A 16107-nucleotide genomic window follows, 5' to 3' on the forward strand; every position below is an offset into this window, starting at 1 on the left:
ACGGTGACATCAAAAAAGTATTGACCACAATGGTTTCCTCGCCCGAATTTTGGGGAAAAGATGCCTTGCGCGAAAAAACAAAATCGCCTTTCGAGCTGGCTATCAGTTCGGTGCGGAGTTTAGATGCTACCATCAGCCAGCCTTATCAATTGTACAACTGGGTTACCAAAATGGGACAGAAAATGTATTATTACCAGGCACCAACCGGTTTCCCGGACAAAGGCCAATATTGGATCAACACCGGCGCGTTGCTTAACCGCATGAACTTTGGTTTGGCTTTGGCTGCCAATCGTATTCCGGGCATCCAGGTTGATCTGGCTGCTTTAAATAATCACCACGAACCCGAAAGTGCGCAGGCCGCTTTGGTTACATACAGCAAACTGATTATGCCCGAACGCGACCTCAGCCAAACCATCAAAAGGCTGACACCCATGCTGGAAGACCCCAACCTCAGCAAAAAAGTGGAAGACGCCACGGGCAAATCTGCTCCTGTACAACCGGTGGAAGCTACGCCTCAGCAAATGGTTTTTGCCGATGAAGCCAAAAAAAACACCGATAAAAACAGTATGCCGGCCAACAAAACCTATGTGGCGATGCAAAGCCGGCCAAACAACAATTCGATGCTGGCACAAGTGGTTGGCGTAATTGTGGGTTCGCCGGAGTTTCAAAGACGTTAATTTTATTCAACACGGATTTTAATTTTTTCTGATCATGACATCAAGAAGAGGGTTTATCAAAGCAGGCGGACTGGCACTTTTTGGCATTGGTTTGGGCGGCATCCCGGCATTTGTGGCCGAAGCAGCAGCCAGCGTAAAAAAGCAGGAACTGTACAAAAAGAAAAAAGTGCTGGTCTGCATTTTTCAGCGCGGCGCAATGGATGGCCTGATGGCCGTTACTCCTTTTACCGATACTTTTTTGCAAGCTGCCCGGCCAACGCTTTTTATGTCGGCAGCCAAAAGCAGCAGCAACAAACCACTGATTGACCTGGACGGAAAGTTCGGTCTGCACCCTTCCATGAATGCTTTTGAACCTTTGTTCCGCGAAAAACGGCTGGCCATTGTACACGGCATTGGTTCGCCAAACAATACGCGTTCGCATTTTGATGCGCAGGATTATATGGAATCGGGCACGCCATTTAACAAAGGTACGGCCAGCGGCTGGCTTGACCGTGCCATTGGTTTGTTGGGCCACGATGCCGTTTCTCCTTTTCAGGGTGTCAGCTTAACTTCGGCCATGCCACGCTCTTTTTATGGCGATCATCCTTCGGTCGCCATCAACAATTTGCAGGATTTTGCCATCCAAATGCGCGGCAACCCGAACGGTGCAAATTTGGCTGCACGTAGTTTTAAGGATTTGTACGACCAGACTTCTTCTTCCCTCTTGAAGCAAACCGGAAAAGAGAGTTTTGATGCGGTAAAAATGCTGCAAAAAACAGATGTCAAAAATTACCAGCCAGCCAATAACGCCGTCTATCCGACCACCGCTTTGGGCAATGCCTTGAAACAAATTGCGCAACTGGTGAAAATGGATGTGGGCATGGAAGTAGCTTTTGCCGAATCGGGTGGTTGGGACACGCACTTTAACCAGGGCACCGAAAACGGCATTTTTGCCCGGAATGTAAGCGATTTAAGCAGCAGCATCGTAGCTTTTTGGACCGATTTAGGCATTTACCAGGATGATGTTACGCTGATGACGATGACCGAGTTTGGCCGTACCGTGCACCAAAACGGAACCGGCGGAACCGATCATGGTCGTGCTTCCTGCAATTTTATTTTGGGGAACGATGTCAACGGCGGCATCGTTCATGGCAACATCAAACCTTTAGCGGTTGAAAACCTGGAAGATGGCCGCGACCTGGCCGTTACCACCGATTTCAGAAGTGTTTTTAGTGAAGTGGCCGACAAACATTTAAAAATCAACAATGACCAAATTTTGTTTCCCGATTGGAAAGGCAGCAAAATTGGTGTAATGCAGACATAGAATTTTGGGTGGTAAAAACAGTATTGGTTAAATTGGAATGTTAAAAGCTTCCTTTAATTTAAACAAAAGTATGTTGGCGTCAATACCTGTATAACCGCCTTGTATGTGTGCATATAATCCTTCTTTAAAATCAGATGTATCAATTACTTTTAAAATTTCTTCCTGCAAATAATTAAATAAGTGTGCTGGCGCTTTATTTAATTGACCTTGCAGGTCATCAACATTTTCGAACAGGTACACTAAATCTTCAAAATCTTTACTGGTTCGGTAATCGCCTTTGCCCCGGCCTTTATAAGCTTCCCATTTACTGGCTATAAAATATGGCAATGAAAATATTTTGACTTTTGTTCTTTCATCCAGTTGCGCTGTTACTACATTTTTAAAGCCTTCGGGATACCATTTGTTGCTAAACCCAATAGCGGTATCATTCGTAGGCATTACATCAACAATAATCCCTTGAATTTTGTACCGGCAATAAACGCCCGATTCAGTATCATTTACAAAACCAACAGCACGTAGTTTTTCTTCCAATTGTACAAATCCCGAGTAACTAACTATCTCGATAAGTACATCAACATCTTCAGTTGGCCTAACTTCGCCAGCTAAATCTGCATGTGTTGCATATAAAGAAACCGTTGCACCGCCAACAAAAACAAATGCTTCTTTTAAAGCAGATAAAACTCGTGCAACCGCTTTTATCCTGATAATGTTAGTGTGCATATTCCTGCTTAAAAATATCAGCTAACTTGTTGATTGCAATTTCACGTTCCCGTACTTTTCCAATCCGCAGTGCATCCACCAGTGCCAAAACATCGTACAGCTTTTCGTCTTTTTGTACCGCTAAAACTGAGTTTGGATATAATGGTTGCACAGCTTGTCCTTTTTTTGTTCCAGCAGCATAAGGCCAAACGTAAACATCTTCGGCAATTAACGCATCTTTAAAAACCGGTGCCGAGTGTGCCGTTGGTATTCCTCTAACTAATGCACCAGCCTGTACCGGAAATACGTATGATAGCCCCTGGCTTAAAAAATCGAGCAAATTTTTTTTGAAAACTGTCCTTTTTGTTAAATCAATTAAACCGGCAATTTTAGAGCGGTTTAAAGATTCTGAAATTTCGGAGGTACTAATGTACAAGCTTTTGGCTAGGTCTTTATTTAACCAGTCATCTGATGTTACCAGTATTTTTAACAACACGACAATATCGTGTGGACGCATTCCATTATGCTGTTTCATTTGACAAAGTTAATATTAATTCTCGATTTGCAAATCGAGGATTGATGTTCGATGAAGCATCCTAAATAAAGTAAGTAAAGCGCATAGGAAACTACGATATGCACAGGTTTATACATTTTTACCAGCAAAACAGTTGATTTTTACCCGGTAAAAGAAGCATTTGATTTTGATAGTTTTTAAAACACTTTTAGTAAAAAAAATAGTTTAACTGCCTTAACAATCTTTAAACATGTTCCTAATTATCCTAAACGCTATTTTTTGCCTGGCTTTTCTCAGTTTTGCTTACGTCAACTTAAACGACTCGGATGCCTGGCTTTGGGTCAGTATTTATTTGGCCGTAACGGTTTGCTGCGGGCTTTTTGTTTTCAAACTGTATTATCCAAAAATCTATCTCAGTTTGATTGCTTTTTATTTAATCTATGCCATTATTCTTTTCTTTGGAAAAGATGGCGTTTTGGATTGGATCACGAAATACAAAACACCAAGTATTGTAGAAACCATGCAGGCAGAAAAACCATACATCGAAAAAACAAGGGAATTTTTTGGTTTGCTGATTATTACCGGCGCTTTAACAATTGATTATTTTGCCGTGAAATTCTGGCTGTAAATAAATACATCATAAAAGAAGTATCTGTTTTTTAGGATGCTTCTTTTATGCCACCTTTTTTGGTGTCAATGTTAATTTAAAGAAATATCGGTTGCTTGTTTTTGCTGATGGCTCCACAATTTGTTAAACATTTCGCCATGCTCTAATAAAAACTCTAGCGAACCTTCTTCGGCAATACGGCCTTTATCCAGCACGTAGATGTAATCAAAATGTTGGAGCAAATGCAAACGGTGCAGCGTGGAAATTACAGTTTTACCTTGAAACTCATTAAACAGGTTCATATAAATTTCTTGTTCTGTTTTCGGGTCCATGCTGCTGGTAGGTTCGTCCAGCAAAATAATACTGCTGGTTTGGGCCGCCAAAACGCCTCGCGCTAAAGCCAAACGCTGTTTTTGTCCGCCCGAAAGGTTGACGCCTTTTTCCTGGATCATGGCATTTACGCCGTCTTCCAAATTTTCCAGCACGGGCGAAAGGCGTGTAATTTCGGATACTCTTTTTACCTCCTCATTTTCGAAAGGCAAACCCAGCGTAATGTTGTACTCGAAAGTAGCTTCAAAAATTTCCGGTTCCTGCGGAAACAACGTTACGGAGTTACCAATATCGCTGAAATTTTTTCTGTTATCACCATCAACCGCTAAAGTCGAATGGATAGTTGGCTCATACAAACCACGTAAAAGGGCAAGCAGTGTACTTTTTCCGCAACCGCTTTCACCAATCAAGGCAATGCGCTGCCCGCGGTGGATATCCAAGTTCATTCCTTTTAAACCGTAAGATTTTTTCCAGCCAGGAATCGGGCTTAAAATGCCTTGTGCATTTACATTGGTTGGTTCGTTGCCCTTTTTAGGGTGATTATAATTGAGGTTGCGAATGGTTAAGTTCTGCCAATCTTGCGGCAAACGGCTTTCGTTTAAAGCACGGTGTTCTTTTTCAAAAGCACTTTCAATTACTTTTGCGGTTTCTACATCGGTATGAAACTGAACAATTTGTGTGTACTGCTGCGCGAAATCGTTAAAAACGCTGGTAAACTGATTGACAAAACCCAACAGCGTTACCAAACCGCCCAACATAAAAACTTTGCCCGGCTGATTGTGCTGATAAACGTAACCCACAACCATCACTACATAAATTAAAGCAACCAGCATTTGCGCAGTAAACCATTTCCATTCGTTGATGACCACGTTCTTTTTGAACGGCGGAAAAACGGCTTGCAATTTTTCCATCAAACCGGTATGAACGCGTTTTTCCAGACGCAAAGTAATCACGGTTACAATGTTGGATAAGCTGTCGAACAAGTTGGAAGAAACTTTATGTTCGGCTTCGTTCACTTCTTTTAAAGAAGCGATAAAAGGTTTGTCAAATTTCAGGATCACCCAAAAAGTGGCAAAACCCAGAACGATGGCTATCGCGCCAAACAACGGCGAAAAGTAGAACATTACTGAAAACGAAATGACAAATTTCAAAAGCGATTGCATGTACAAAAAGCCCGACTGAAAGAAATCGCGCAGCGCAGCATAAGCTTTACGCAAACGGTTGATGGTAGAGCCGCTGTGGTGGTCTTTGTGCCAACCAATTGGAAGATGGACCAACTGCTGGTAAAGTTCGTCTAAATAATTTTGGGAGATTTTGAAAGCCAATTTGCGTTCCTGCACGCGCGCCGGGCCGTGAAAAGCCCATTCGGTTAAACGCAAGGCCAGAAAACCCAAAGCATACAACCAAACGGAAGAAATAGTATGTAAACCATTTTTTTGAATGGAATTGACAAACCAGCCATAAAAAAACGGGTTTAAAGCAGCCACCAAATTTGCACCGATAAACAAAGCATAGGTAAGCAGGTAAATTTTACGGTCGTTTTTGGCATAGCGCCAAGCGGTAGCTAACAAAGAAAAGTACGGGTTTTGCATAAAAATAAACAGAGGCGATAGATTGCCTTTGCGGAATTGTTACGGTATTAAAAGCTAAAAGATTCGGGGTTGGGGAAGAAAAATTAACTAAAAGTCCACTTTGAGGATGGGGAAACGGCTGTTTTAAAGTAAGAATAGTACAGCATTAGTAGAAGAATTATTAACGGCCACGTAAGGATTATTCCGTTGTGAAAACATTTAAGGCGGGGCAACTCGCCTTTTTTATTTTCCCTATTTTTGCCCCAACCAACCCGTTTTAACTTGCAAAATTATACCCGCAAAAAAAAGTACGCCCAATTCATCCGCCTGCTAAAAAGCCTTAAAAAGGATAGTATTCTCAAAGCCAAAAGCTACGAAGTTATCCTCACCTGGATCCGTAACAACGTTTCGCGCAGCCAGTTCCTGTTACTTTCCGGGGTTTTGGTGGGCTTGAGTTCGGGTTTGGCGGGCGTGTTATTGAAGATGCTGGTGCATTACATCGAATACCTGATTCACAACCGGGTGCATTTTGAAGAGCAGATTGCATATTACATCATCTTCCCAGTTCTGGGAATTGTACTGGCCACTTTAAGTTCGATTACTTTTTTTAGCAGAGAAAAAAGGAGGGGCGTGCCGGCCATTTTGTACGAGATTGCGCAAAATTCCAGTCTGGTTTCTTCCACCAAAATGTATTCGCAAATTGTGCAAAGCGCTTTAACCGTTGGGTTTGGCGGCTCGGCCGGGTTGGAAAGCCCCATTGCGGTTACCGGTTCGGCCATCGGTTCCAACTTCGCCAAAACGTATAAATTGGATTACCGCGAACGCACGTTGTTGTTGGCTGCCGGCGCTTCGGCGGGTATTGCTGCGGCTTTTAATGCGCCCATTGCAGGTATTATGTTTGCTTTCGAGATTTTGCTCACCGGTGTTGTTTTTACCGATTTTGTGCCTTTGGTTGTCGCTGCAGTTTGCGGCAGTTTGTTGTCTAAAATTATTCTAAACGAAGAAACGCTTTTCCAGTTCCGCACGCGCCATCCGTTCGATTATACCAACATGCCTTACTACATTATTTTGGGCATTTGCTGCGGTTTGTATGCACGTTATTTTGTGGTGGTTTCTCAAAACGTAGAACACTTTTTTGCAAAACTGAAAAGAAACCGGATTCAGAAAGCGGTTATCGGCGGCGTGATGCTTTCCGTGCTTTGCGTATTGCTGCCGCCGCTTTTTGGCGAAGGTTACCAAACGGTAAAAAGTTTGGCTAACGGACAGGTGCAATCAGTAATCTCCGTCAGCTTTTTAAAATATTTCCCTTATCATTCCTGGTTCATCCTGCTGTTTCTGGGCTGCGTTTGTGTGTTCAAAGCGTTTGCCACTTCTATTACCATTTATAGCGGCGGTACGGGCGGAAACTTTGCGCCTTCGCTGGTTTGCGGCGGTACACTGGGCTTTTTTCTGGCGTCGGTTTATGTGCAACTGGGTTTCCCGAATGTGCCGGTCAATAACTTGTTGATTGTAGGCATGGCCGGCGTAATGAGCGGCGTGATGTATGCACCTTTGACCGCCGTTTTTTTAATTGCCGAATCCAGTTCCGGTTACGATCTGTTTATCCCGCTTTTTATCGTTTCGGTGATTTCGTTTGTGATCTCCAAATATTTTTCGCCGATTTCCCCCGATCTGCAAAAGTTGGCGGATGAAGGACAAATTTTTACCCGCGAACACGACCGCAACCTGCTCACACTGCTGCATACGCCTGATTTGATCGAAAAGAACATCCAAACCATTGATGTTAACGCTTCTTTTTTAGATCTGCTGGATTTGGTTCGACAAGGCCATCGTAACTTTATTGCCGTTTTGCAAAATGGCGAGACTTTGGTGGGGATTATTACCTTGGATGACATCCGCCCGATCATGTTTAACCACGAAATGTACGACGAGCTGGACGTGGAAAAAGTGATGAAAGCACCGCCCGTTTTGGTTGATTTACAAGACGATATGCGCACCATCATCCGTAAGTTTGACGATACCAATAACTGGAATTTGCCGGTTGTAGCAAGCGAAAAGTTTGTCGGTTTTATATCCAAGTCAACCGTTTTAAACCAGTACCGCGAATTGTTAAAAGGGTATTCGGGTTAAAGCAGATACTGTTTTTATCGGCATAAAATTGAACTTGAAAAATGTTAGCAATCATTAAATCTATCTTGGCAGAAGAAACTTGGCCGATCCGGCAAAAAGTAATGTATCCTGAATTTGAAATAGACAAAGTAAAACTTTCCGATGATGCTTCCGGCCGCCATTTCGGTTTGTTTATTGGCAATGAGTTAACAGTAGTGGTTTCAATTTTTGTTAAAGGTGAAGCTTTACAGTTTCGAAAATTAGCAACGCTGACAGCACAACAAGGCAAAGGTTATGGCAGGCAAATGATGCAATTTATTCTTGGCCTTGCTTCTGCAGAAAACTTGAAAACCGTTTGGTGCAACGCCAGGTTAAGCGCGGCAAATTTTTACAAAACTTTTGGTTTTGAAGTTTTTGGGGAAAGCTGGCAGCAAGACGGGCATGAATTTACAGTAATGAAAAAACAGCTTTAACAGTTTTATGCCGATAAAAGAAGCATTACAGCAGCAGTTAAACATTTTCGGCACTTTTTAGTTGGATTACTATATTTGCTTTTAAACAAACCGTTTAAAAGGATTTTATAAAAAACATGCCCGAAAATACCGAAAAACCCGAAAAAGTACACGTTCCCGTTGTAACGCCCGAATCCCTTTCTTTTTTAGAAAAATACATCAACAATTCCTCGCCAACCGGTTACGAAGCTGCCGGGCAGCAAATGTGGCTGGAATATTTAAAGCCTTATATTGATGCGCAATACATTGATAATTACGGCACGGCGGTCGGCATCATCAACCCCGAAGCCGAATACCGGGTGGTGATTGAAGCACATGCCGATGAAATTTCCTGGTACGTCAACTATATCACCAGCGATGGTTTGATTTATGTGATCCGTAACGGCGGTTCGGACCATCAAATTGCGCCTTCCAAACGCGTAAATATTTACACTGAAAAAGGGGTGGTAAAAGCAGTATTCGGTTGGCCGGCCATCCATACTCGCAGCGGCGGCGAAAAAGAAGAAGCGCCAACATTGAAGAATATTTTTCTGGATTGCGGCTGCACAACTAAAGATGAAGTGGAGAAATTAGGCGTGCATGTAGGTTGTGTCATTACTTATGAAGATGAATTTATGGTGTTGAACGACCGCTACTATGTTGGCCGCGCTTTGGATAACCGTGTCGGTGGTTTTATGATTGCCGAAGTTGCCCGCAAGTTGAAAGAAAACAACATCAAACTGCCTTTTGGTTTGTACATTGTAAATGCCGTGCAGGAAGAAATCGGTTTGGCAGGCGCGGGGATGATTGCCGAATACATCGAGCCGGATGTAGCCATTATCACCGATGTTACGCACGATACGCAAACGCCAATGATCAACAAAAATACACAAGGCGATTTGGCTTGCGGCCGCGGCCCGGTTGTTTCTTATGCGCCTGCCGTTCAGCACAACGTTAATAAACTGCTGGTCGAATCCGCAGAAAAAAACAATATTCCGTTTCAGCGCCAGGCTTCCTCGCGTTCTACCGGCACCGACACCGATGCTTTTGCCTATTCCAACCACGGCGTTCCTTCGGCCTTAATTTCGTTGCCGCTGCGTTACATGCACACCACAGTAGAAATGGTGCACAAAGAAGACGTGGACAACGTGATCAGCCTGATTTACCAAAGTTTGCTGAACATCCAGGACGGACAGGATTTTAAATATTTTAAATAACAACCAAACTTTTATGTGGTAAAAACAGTATGATGCTTCTTTTACCACCTAAAAATCATTATTAAAAAATCAACCCAAAAAACAATGAAACCAACCCTTTTAATACTGGCGGCCGGAATGGCCAGCCGTTACGGAAGCATGAAACAAGTGGACGGCTTTGGCCCGAACGGCGAAACCATTATTGATTATTCTATTTACGATGCCATCAAAGCGGGCTTCGGTAAAGTTAGTTTTATCATCCGCGAAGAATTTGTGGACAGTTTTAAGTCGAAATTTGAGCCGAAACTGAACGGTAAGATTGCAACGGAATATGTGTTTCAAACTTTCAACCTGAAACCTTATGGCATTGATAAAGAGATCGAAAGATCAAAACCTTGGGGAACGGCACACGCAGTTTTGGAAGCCAGAAACCAGGTACAGGAACCATTTTGCGTGATTAATGCAGATGATTTTTACGGTGCCGAAGCTTATCAAAAAATGGCGGCTTTTTTAAACGGGGAAGTTACTGACAACCATTTTTCGCTGATGGGTTACCAAATTGATAAAACTTTGTCGGAGAATGGTTCTGTTTCGCGCGGCGTTTGTAAAGTTGACGAAAACAACAATTTGGTGGAGATTAACGAGCGTTTAAAGGTTTATGAAAAAGACGGCGTAATTGTGTACGAAGAAAACGGTGTGGAAACGCCGCTGCACGAAGATCCACGCGCTTCCATGAATTTCTGGGGGTTTTCTCCGGCTGTTTATGATTTGTTGGAACCGATGTTCAAAGCGTTTGTAGAAGCTAATGCTGCCGATCCGAAATCCGAATTTTTGTTGCCAAAAGCAGCCGATGAACTGATTAAATCTGGTAAAGCATCTTTCAAAGTGGTTCCAACTTCGGCACAATGGTTTGGCGTAACTTACAAAGAAGACAAACCGGTTGTACAACAAAAAATATCAGAACTGGTGGCCAACGGAACTTATCCAAGCAATTTGTGGGGATAACTTCACCGCAATCTTCTCCTTAAAGAGGAAGTAAAAGTTCAGTATAGAAATTAAGCCGGTAAAAGAAGTATCAACAAATGCTTCTTTTACCGGCATTTTTTTGGCCTCAACCTAAATCTCAATCAAAAGGTCATCGCTATTGCCTCCCTCTCCTCAAGGAGAGGGCTGGGGTGAGGTTTACTTTCTCATCAAAGCCCAACCGCCAGCCAGTGAAAGCAAATCTTCTAAACCGCCAACAACCGAATCTTTGGCGTGCAGTTTTTTGTCCACATACTTCCGCAAATAATAACTGCCAAAAGTAACAGCCAGGGCAGAAGCACCGCCCAAAACCAAACCTTTTGCAATGCCTGCCCTGTTAGACCGGAACAAACCTGCGCCAGCCAAAGCGCCCGAAGCAACACGCGCCGCCACTTGCGGAAAAATAATACGGTTTGGCCCATTTGGTATTTGATCGCCCAAAAATTCGCCAGCGGTTAACACTTTGGTAATCACGCCTGTAACTGGTGATTGCAAAAAGCTCAGGCCTGATTTGGCCAAAGCTTTACTTGGATGTTTGTTTAAAAAATAGCTGAGGACGGTAGGCGCAACGGTGGCACGCATTCCGGCAATTGCGCCTAAACCAATGGCTTTTGCAATTATTTTTTTACTGGTTTTCATATCGTTTGTTTGGAAGCTTAACAGGCGGCAGGTGTTATAGTTTGTTACCATGGTTGATAGTTCATTGGCCATTGGTTATTGGATCATGGTTGATGGTTCATTGGCCAAGGTAAAGCATTGCGACAACCATACTTTTTGCGGTAAGAGGAAATTTTGCTGTTGGTCATTTTGCTGTTTGCAAAATTGTGCAAAGTTTGAACAGTTTAACAGTCAGTTTTTAGGTCGATAAAAGAAGCATTAGAAGCTGGCTTTCAATTGTATTCGCTTTGTTACTAAAAGAAAAGCTTTATTCTATGCTTTGCAAACCTGTTTTTTCTTATTTTTCAATTCGTTTGCTTTGTTGTGGTGCAACTTTTGCAAATGAATTGGAACTTCTCTTATAAAGAGAATAATTTTTGTATTTAAAACATTGCCAAATGAACATCGAACATAAACAAACACAGCCAATCAGTATCAACATTGTGTTTTTGATCCTTTTTTTAATGATCGTTTTAGGGTTGATCAATAGTTAGAAATTGAACGATGCTTCTTTTATCGGGTAAAAATTGGTGAAGAGAAAATTGTTGAGCATCAAAGCCCTACAGCTTAATCAGCTTTTACCTCAGCTCCAAAAAATTGTCCTTTTCGTTCACATCCGCCAAACGGTGTGTCGGGTCAATTTCAATCCACTCCAAATCCGCCAACTTGCCATTTAACTCAATAGTGTAAGTTGGATTTGTCCATTTCCAAGCTTGTTCTACCACACGCGGAACCGAATTTTCGGCAACTTTTTCGCCAAACATCAAATACATCGGGATATAATGCAACGCTTTTTTGCCGTTTTTAAATGTTAACTGCAAATCAATCGGCATCGGCATTTTGCCATGGTTAATCAGCCTGATCTTGGTTTTGTTGCCTTCCTGCCAAACGCTGTCAATACCGTAATCAATTGTTTTGGTAGTGTTGATCCAATACTCTTTGTACCAGTCCAGTTTCATATTGCTTACCTTTTCGGCTACGCGGATAAAATCGTTGGCGTTAGGGTGTTTCATGTGCCACTCGCGGTAATATTGCAGCAAAATCTGGTCGCGCGTTTTGGCACCGGTGATGTAGCCCAATTGCTCTAAAAATACTTCCCCTTTGGAATAAGAAGAAATACTGTAAGCAGCGTTGGTTTCGTAATGATCGGCGTGCGTGGTCAAAGGTTCCTGCAAGCCCAGTTTTACGAAGGCAAAGTAACTTTTGTAAGCCGATTCGTGCGGTTGTGCGTTCAAAACAGAATCCAAAACAGCCAAACGGGGATCTGCCGGATTGGCCGCCGCCATATTTTTACGCCTAAAAGCAGTATAATCTTTCGTAACCAAGTTTTCGGCGTAGCTGGTAAAACCTTCGTCCATCCACGGGTATTCACTTTCGTTTGTGGCCATCATGCCTTGGTACCAACTGTGCATCCACTCATGGAAAACGGTGCCCAAACTTGGTCCGTTAATCAAAGTTGCCATCGGATATTCCATGCCGCCATCGCCGCCATGCACAAAAGAATATTGTTTCCAGTAATAAGGCCCAAACGTTTTTTGGATGTAAGGCAATTCCTGCACGGCGGCATCCAAAACCTGTTGCCAGCGTTCGTCCCAGTTTTTGCTGTAGTTTTCTACGTTTTGATAAATTTCTTTTTGTGCCGGTTTTAGCGCTTCAAACTCTTGCTGCAACTTCTTCGGGTCGCGGTTATAAATAACGTTGATGGTTTTTCCATCTGCAGTTTGGGCCGATAAATGTTTAAACTCCGGATCGGCAGCCCACATAAAATCATGCACATTTGGCGCTGTAAAATGCCAGGTCAAGGTATTTCCTGCCGGTTGGTTTACTGTTGTCCCTTTTGCTTCATAGCCAAAACCAATTTGTTGTGGGTTTTGCAGATAACCGGTTCCGCCGATCATGTATTTTTTATCAATCGTGATCTTCACATCATAATCGCCCCAAACGCCATAAAATTCACGGGCAACATAAGGCGTTGGATGCCAGCCTTCGTAATCGTATTCGCACATTTTTGGGTACCATTGGCTCATCGAATAGCGCACGCCGGTTTGCGGGTTATCGCGGCCGCTTCTTCTGATTTGCAGCGGAACCTGTGCTTCAAAAATCATATCAAAAACCACTTTTCCATGCGGTAAAATCGGTTTATCCAAATCAACCACCAAAATCGTTTCCTCGGTTTTATACTTTTGCGTGATGCCGTTCATCTTTAGCGACAATACTTTTTGATAGCCAATTTCTTCCGGCGTCAACTTTTGGATGCGGTCTTTCACGCGCACGTCCCAATCCTGTTTTTTGTTGATGGTGGTTTTGCCCAGTTCGCGGCTGCGCGTGTCCATCATGCTGTTGGGTTGAAAAGCGTTCCAGTACAAATGGTAAAAAACGCGTTTCAAGGTATCGGGCGAGTTGTTGGTGTATTCCAGTTTTTGCGTGCCGGTAAAACGGTTGGTTTGCACGTTCATGTTCACGTCCATCGCGTAGTTTACGTGCTGCTGCCAGCGGTCGGGTTGTGCTATGGTTAGATTTGTGCTAAAAATTAGGAATAAAAAAGGAAAAAGCTGTTTCATCATGTTTGGTTAATACTGTTTTTATCGGCATAAAAACAGTATCTGGCTAAAGTAACATTACGAGAGAAGTTGTGCAAGCTGGAACAGCAATTTTACAGGTTTTGCTTCGAGGTTTGTTTAGGTTGATTGATTTAACGTTCTTTTTCCTTAATGAAAAAGAACCAACGAAATCAAGACAAACCCGATCCCTCCGGGCGTTTTGTCCGGCCTTTCCGCACCTGGGCGGAGACCTGGCACTTCGGAATATCAAGCGATTATTTTGCACTTTCAAAGGCTGTTTTTTCAAATGCTTCTTTTATCGGCATAAATTAGGTGGATTAGAAAGTACTTTCGTGTTTTTTAAAAACTTGCAGGGCCGCTTTCAAGGTATGCGCCCAGGCGCGGTGGAAGGAATGCCGCCCGGAGGCGATCCGGCATTCTTGATTTTTGGTTCTTTTGATCAAGCAAAAGAACGCACAAGAAAAAACATATTTGAAGAAGATCCTTCCGCTACGCTCAGGATGACAGAAAAAATCAGAATAACAAATTTCCTAAATCCCCAAAACCTGCTTCAACTTAACATAACCTGCTTTGCTGACCGGAATTTTTGCACCAGATTTCAAAATCAAAATATGCGTTTCTTTTTCGTAAGGATCAATCCGCGTGATCTGCTCAACCCGAACGATGTACGAGCGGTGGACACGCGTAAACAAAGCCGGGTCCAAAATCTGCTCAAAAAAACTCATGGTTTTGTTTTTGAGGAAAGCGCCGCCAGCCGTATGGATGTTGACGTAATCGTCCGCCGCTTCCAAATAAATCACTTCCTGAACGGGGATGACTTTAATTTTTGTGCCTGTTTTTACCACAATACGGTCGTGCTGCGCAGGCGAACTGGCCGCAGTTTCCAGCAAAGCACTGGTTTGTTCTTGTTTTTTAGGTTGATTTTCCAGGAACTTATCAATCGCTTTGTTAAAACGTTCTTTGCTGAAAGGCTTCAGTAAATAATCAACGGCGTGCGTTTCAAAAGCTTTCAATGCGTATTCATCAAAAGCCGTGGTAAAAATAACGGCAGGCGCGTGGTCAACCAATTCCAGCATTTCAAAACCGTTTATTTTTGGCATTTGCACGTCCAGAAAAATTAAATCGGGCTTGTGCTGCATAATTGCTTTTACGCCTTCAAAACCGTCGCCGCATTCCTGCGCAACCTGCAACTGCGGAAAATGCTGCAGATATTCCAGCACAATAGAACGTGCCAGCGGCTCATCATCAATAACCAATACTGTTTTTACCGGCATAAATTAAGTGTTTGTTTGAAGTATTTGATTTTGTTCGGTTAACGATTGCGGAATTTTAAGCGTGATGCTGAAAAGGTTGTTCTTGGTTTCGATCTCGATCAGATCATGCCGTGCAAAAAGCAGATACAAACGCCGTTTTACGCCGCTTAAACCAAAACCTGTCCCGCGGTTGGGCGAAGCGGTTTCCGGATCGAAAGGGTTGCTGATGGTAATTTGCAATTGCCGGTCAACCACCAACGCATTCAGGCCGATGGTTACATCGCCAATCGTATCGTACAAACCAAATTTAATGGCGTTTTCTACCAAAGGCTGCAGCAACATCGGTGGAATTAGCATGGCATCCGCCGCATCATTGTGGCGCAAAACGGTGGAAAGGCGATGGCCGAAACGCACTTTTTCGATATCCAAATACAGTTGCAAATGCTGCAGTTCGTGTTGCAACGGCACCCATTGCTGTTCTTCTTTCAGCGTTCCGCGTAAAAAATCAGAAAGCTGGTGAATCATTTTTCGTGCTTCGTCCGGCTTAAAACCAATCAGCGCACTGATAGAATTGAGGCTGTTGAACAAAAAGTGCGGCTGCAATTGCTGGCGCAACTTGTACAGTTCGGCATCGCGGGCCAAAGTTTCGGCGGCCAGTTGCCGGTTTTCGTTGGCTTTCTGGTCCTTCAGCATGTAACGCAAGGCACTCAGCATTGCCATACAACCGATAATCAGGAACGAAATGGAAAACCGGATGGGCAGGGATTGTATTAAAAAAGCTTTGTAGGCCGGATCCGGAATCAACTGCGGCAACAGCCATTTGCAGGCGATCAACCAAAACAAACTCAGCACCAAACACAACACCAAAATAAAAACGGAACGGCCTTTTTCGGGCTGGTAATACCGTAAGTTATTGCTGATGAGCAAACAAGCGCCGGCCAGCAAAAGGTTGGTAACGCCGGCATCCGTAGTTGCAATTTTCCAGCTAAAACCAAAATCATTAAGCAGGTAACTTTGCAGCACAAACCAGGTAATTAACCCCGTGCCTACCACGGTGCGAAACTTGTTGAACAAAGAGGCCGGCGTTTCCAAAAATTGTTTTATTTGATGTTGATA

General features: G+C 43.2%; 15 protein-coding genes. 8 read left to right on the forward strand and 7 right to left on the reverse strand.

Annotated features, from left to right (window positions below):
• Both Q0192_RS14920 and Q0192_RS14925 read left to right on the forward strand, forming a co-directional pair.
• The coding region (locus tag Q0192_RS14920; RefSeq protein ID WP_299290521.1) for a DUF1800 family protein at positions 1-677 on the forward strand (677 nt) is incomplete at its 5' end.
• A 34-nt stretch (positions 678-711) separates the two neighbouring features.
• A complete protein-coding gene (locus tag Q0192_RS14925; RefSeq protein ID WP_299290523.1) occupies positions 712-1980 on the forward strand; it encodes a DUF1501 domain-containing protein in 1269 nt (422 codons plus the stop codon).
• 27 nt (positions 1981-2007) lie between these two features.
• Here Q0192_RS14925 and Q0192_RS14930 read toward each other — a convergent pair whose 3' ends face one another.
• Together Q0192_RS14930 and Q0192_RS14935 are read right to left on the reverse strand one after the other, a co-directional pair.
• Positions 2008-2700: a nucleotidyl transferase AbiEii/AbiGii toxin family protein gene (locus Q0192_RS14930; RefSeq protein ID WP_299290525.1), complete on the reverse strand. Its 693-nt coding sequence runs from the start codon at positions 2698-2700 to the stop codon at positions 2008-2010.
• Positions 2690-3214 carry a hypothetical protein gene (locus tag Q0192_RS14935; protein ID WP_299290527.1) on the reverse strand — a complete coding sequence of 175 codons (525 nt, stop codon included), beginning with the start codon at positions 3212-3214 and terminating at the stop codon, positions 2690-2692. The genes Q0192_RS14930 and Q0192_RS14935 overlap by 11 nt, the downstream gene beginning before the upstream one ends.
• Positions 3215-3443: 229 nt before the next feature.
• Between Q0192_RS14935 and Q0192_RS14940 the strand changes: the two genes are divergently transcribed.
• Positions 3444-3821, forward strand: coding sequence for a transmembrane 220 family protein (locus Q0192_RS14940; protein ID WP_299290529.1), 378 nt, complete (start codon positions 3444-3446; stop codon positions 3819-3821).
• Between the two features lie 71 nt (positions 3822-3892).
• Here Q0192_RS14940 and Q0192_RS14945 read toward each other — a convergent pair whose 3' ends face one another.
• Positions 3893-5722: an ABC transporter ATP-binding protein gene (locus Q0192_RS14945; protein WP_299290531.1), complete on the reverse strand. Its 1830-nt coding sequence runs from the start codon at positions 5720-5722 to the stop codon at positions 3893-3895.
• 261 nt (positions 5723-5983) lie between these two features.
• Between Q0192_RS14945 and Q0192_RS14950 the strand changes: the two genes are divergently transcribed.
• The 4 genes from Q0192_RS14950 (at position 5984) to Q0192_RS14965 (ending at position 10502) form a co-directional block, all read left to right on the forward strand.
• On the forward strand, positions 5984-7831 hold the full coding sequence (locus Q0192_RS14950; RefSeq protein WP_299290533.1) for a chloride channel protein: 1848 nt from the start codon (positions 5984-5986) through the stop codon (positions 7829-7831).
• Between the two features lie 41 nt (positions 7832-7872).
• A complete protein-coding gene (locus Q0192_RS14955) occupies positions 7873-8283 on the forward strand; it encodes a GNAT family N-acetyltransferase (RefSeq protein WP_299290536.1) in 411 nt (136 codons plus the stop codon).
• 116 nt (positions 8284-8399) lie between these two features.
• A complete protein-coding gene (locus tag Q0192_RS14960; RefSeq protein ID WP_299290537.1) occupies positions 8400-9518 on the forward strand; it encodes a M42 family metallopeptidase in 1119 nt (372 codons plus the stop codon).
• 84 nt (positions 9519-9602) lie between these two features.
• Positions 9603-10502 (forward strand): sugar phosphate nucleotidyltransferase, encoded by a 900-nt coding sequence (locus Q0192_RS14965; protein ID WP_299290539.1) that lies wholly within the window; start codon positions 9603-9605, stop codon positions 10500-10502.
• 177 nt (positions 10503-10679) lie between these two features.
• Here Q0192_RS14965 and Q0192_RS14970 read toward each other — a convergent pair whose 3' ends face one another.
• Both Q0192_RS14970 and Q0192_RS14975 read right to left on the reverse strand, forming a co-directional pair.
• On the reverse strand, positions 10680-11159 hold the full coding sequence (locus Q0192_RS14970) for a DUF4126 family protein (RefSeq protein WP_299290541.1): 480 nt from the start codon (positions 11157-11159) through the stop codon (positions 10680-10682).
• Between the two features lie 596 nt (positions 11160-11755).
• A complete protein-coding gene (locus Q0192_RS14975) occupies positions 11756-13741 on the reverse strand; it encodes a M1 family metallopeptidase (protein ID WP_299290542.1) in 1986 nt (661 codons plus the stop codon).
• A gap of 147 nt (positions 13742-13888) precedes the next feature.
• Between Q0192_RS14975 and Q0192_RS14980 the strand changes: the two genes are divergently transcribed.
• Entirely contained in the window at positions 13889-14050 is a 162-nt protein-coding gene (locus Q0192_RS14980; RefSeq protein WP_299290543.1) for a hypothetical protein, read from the forward strand.
• A gap of 218 nt (positions 14051-14268) precedes the next feature.
• Here Q0192_RS14980 and Q0192_RS14985 read toward each other — a convergent pair whose 3' ends face one another.
• Both Q0192_RS14985 and Q0192_RS14990 read right to left on the reverse strand, forming a co-directional pair.
• Complete coding sequence (locus Q0192_RS14985) at positions 14269-15012, reverse strand: LytTR family DNA-binding domain-containing protein (RefSeq protein WP_299290544.1); 744 nt, start codon at positions 15010-15012, stop codon at positions 14269-14271.
• 3 nt (positions 15013-15015) lie between these two features.
• Positions 15016-16083 (reverse strand): histidine kinase, encoded by a 1068-nt coding sequence (locus tag Q0192_RS14990; protein WP_299290545.1) that lies wholly within the window; start codon positions 16081-16083, stop codon positions 15016-15018.
• Between the last annotated feature and the right edge of the window lie 24 nt (positions 16084-16107).

The organism is uncultured Mucilaginibacter sp. (assembly GCF_937859865.1).
GTDB lineage: Bacteria > Bacteroidota > Bacteroidia > Sphingobacteriales > Sphingobacteriaceae > Mucilaginibacter_A.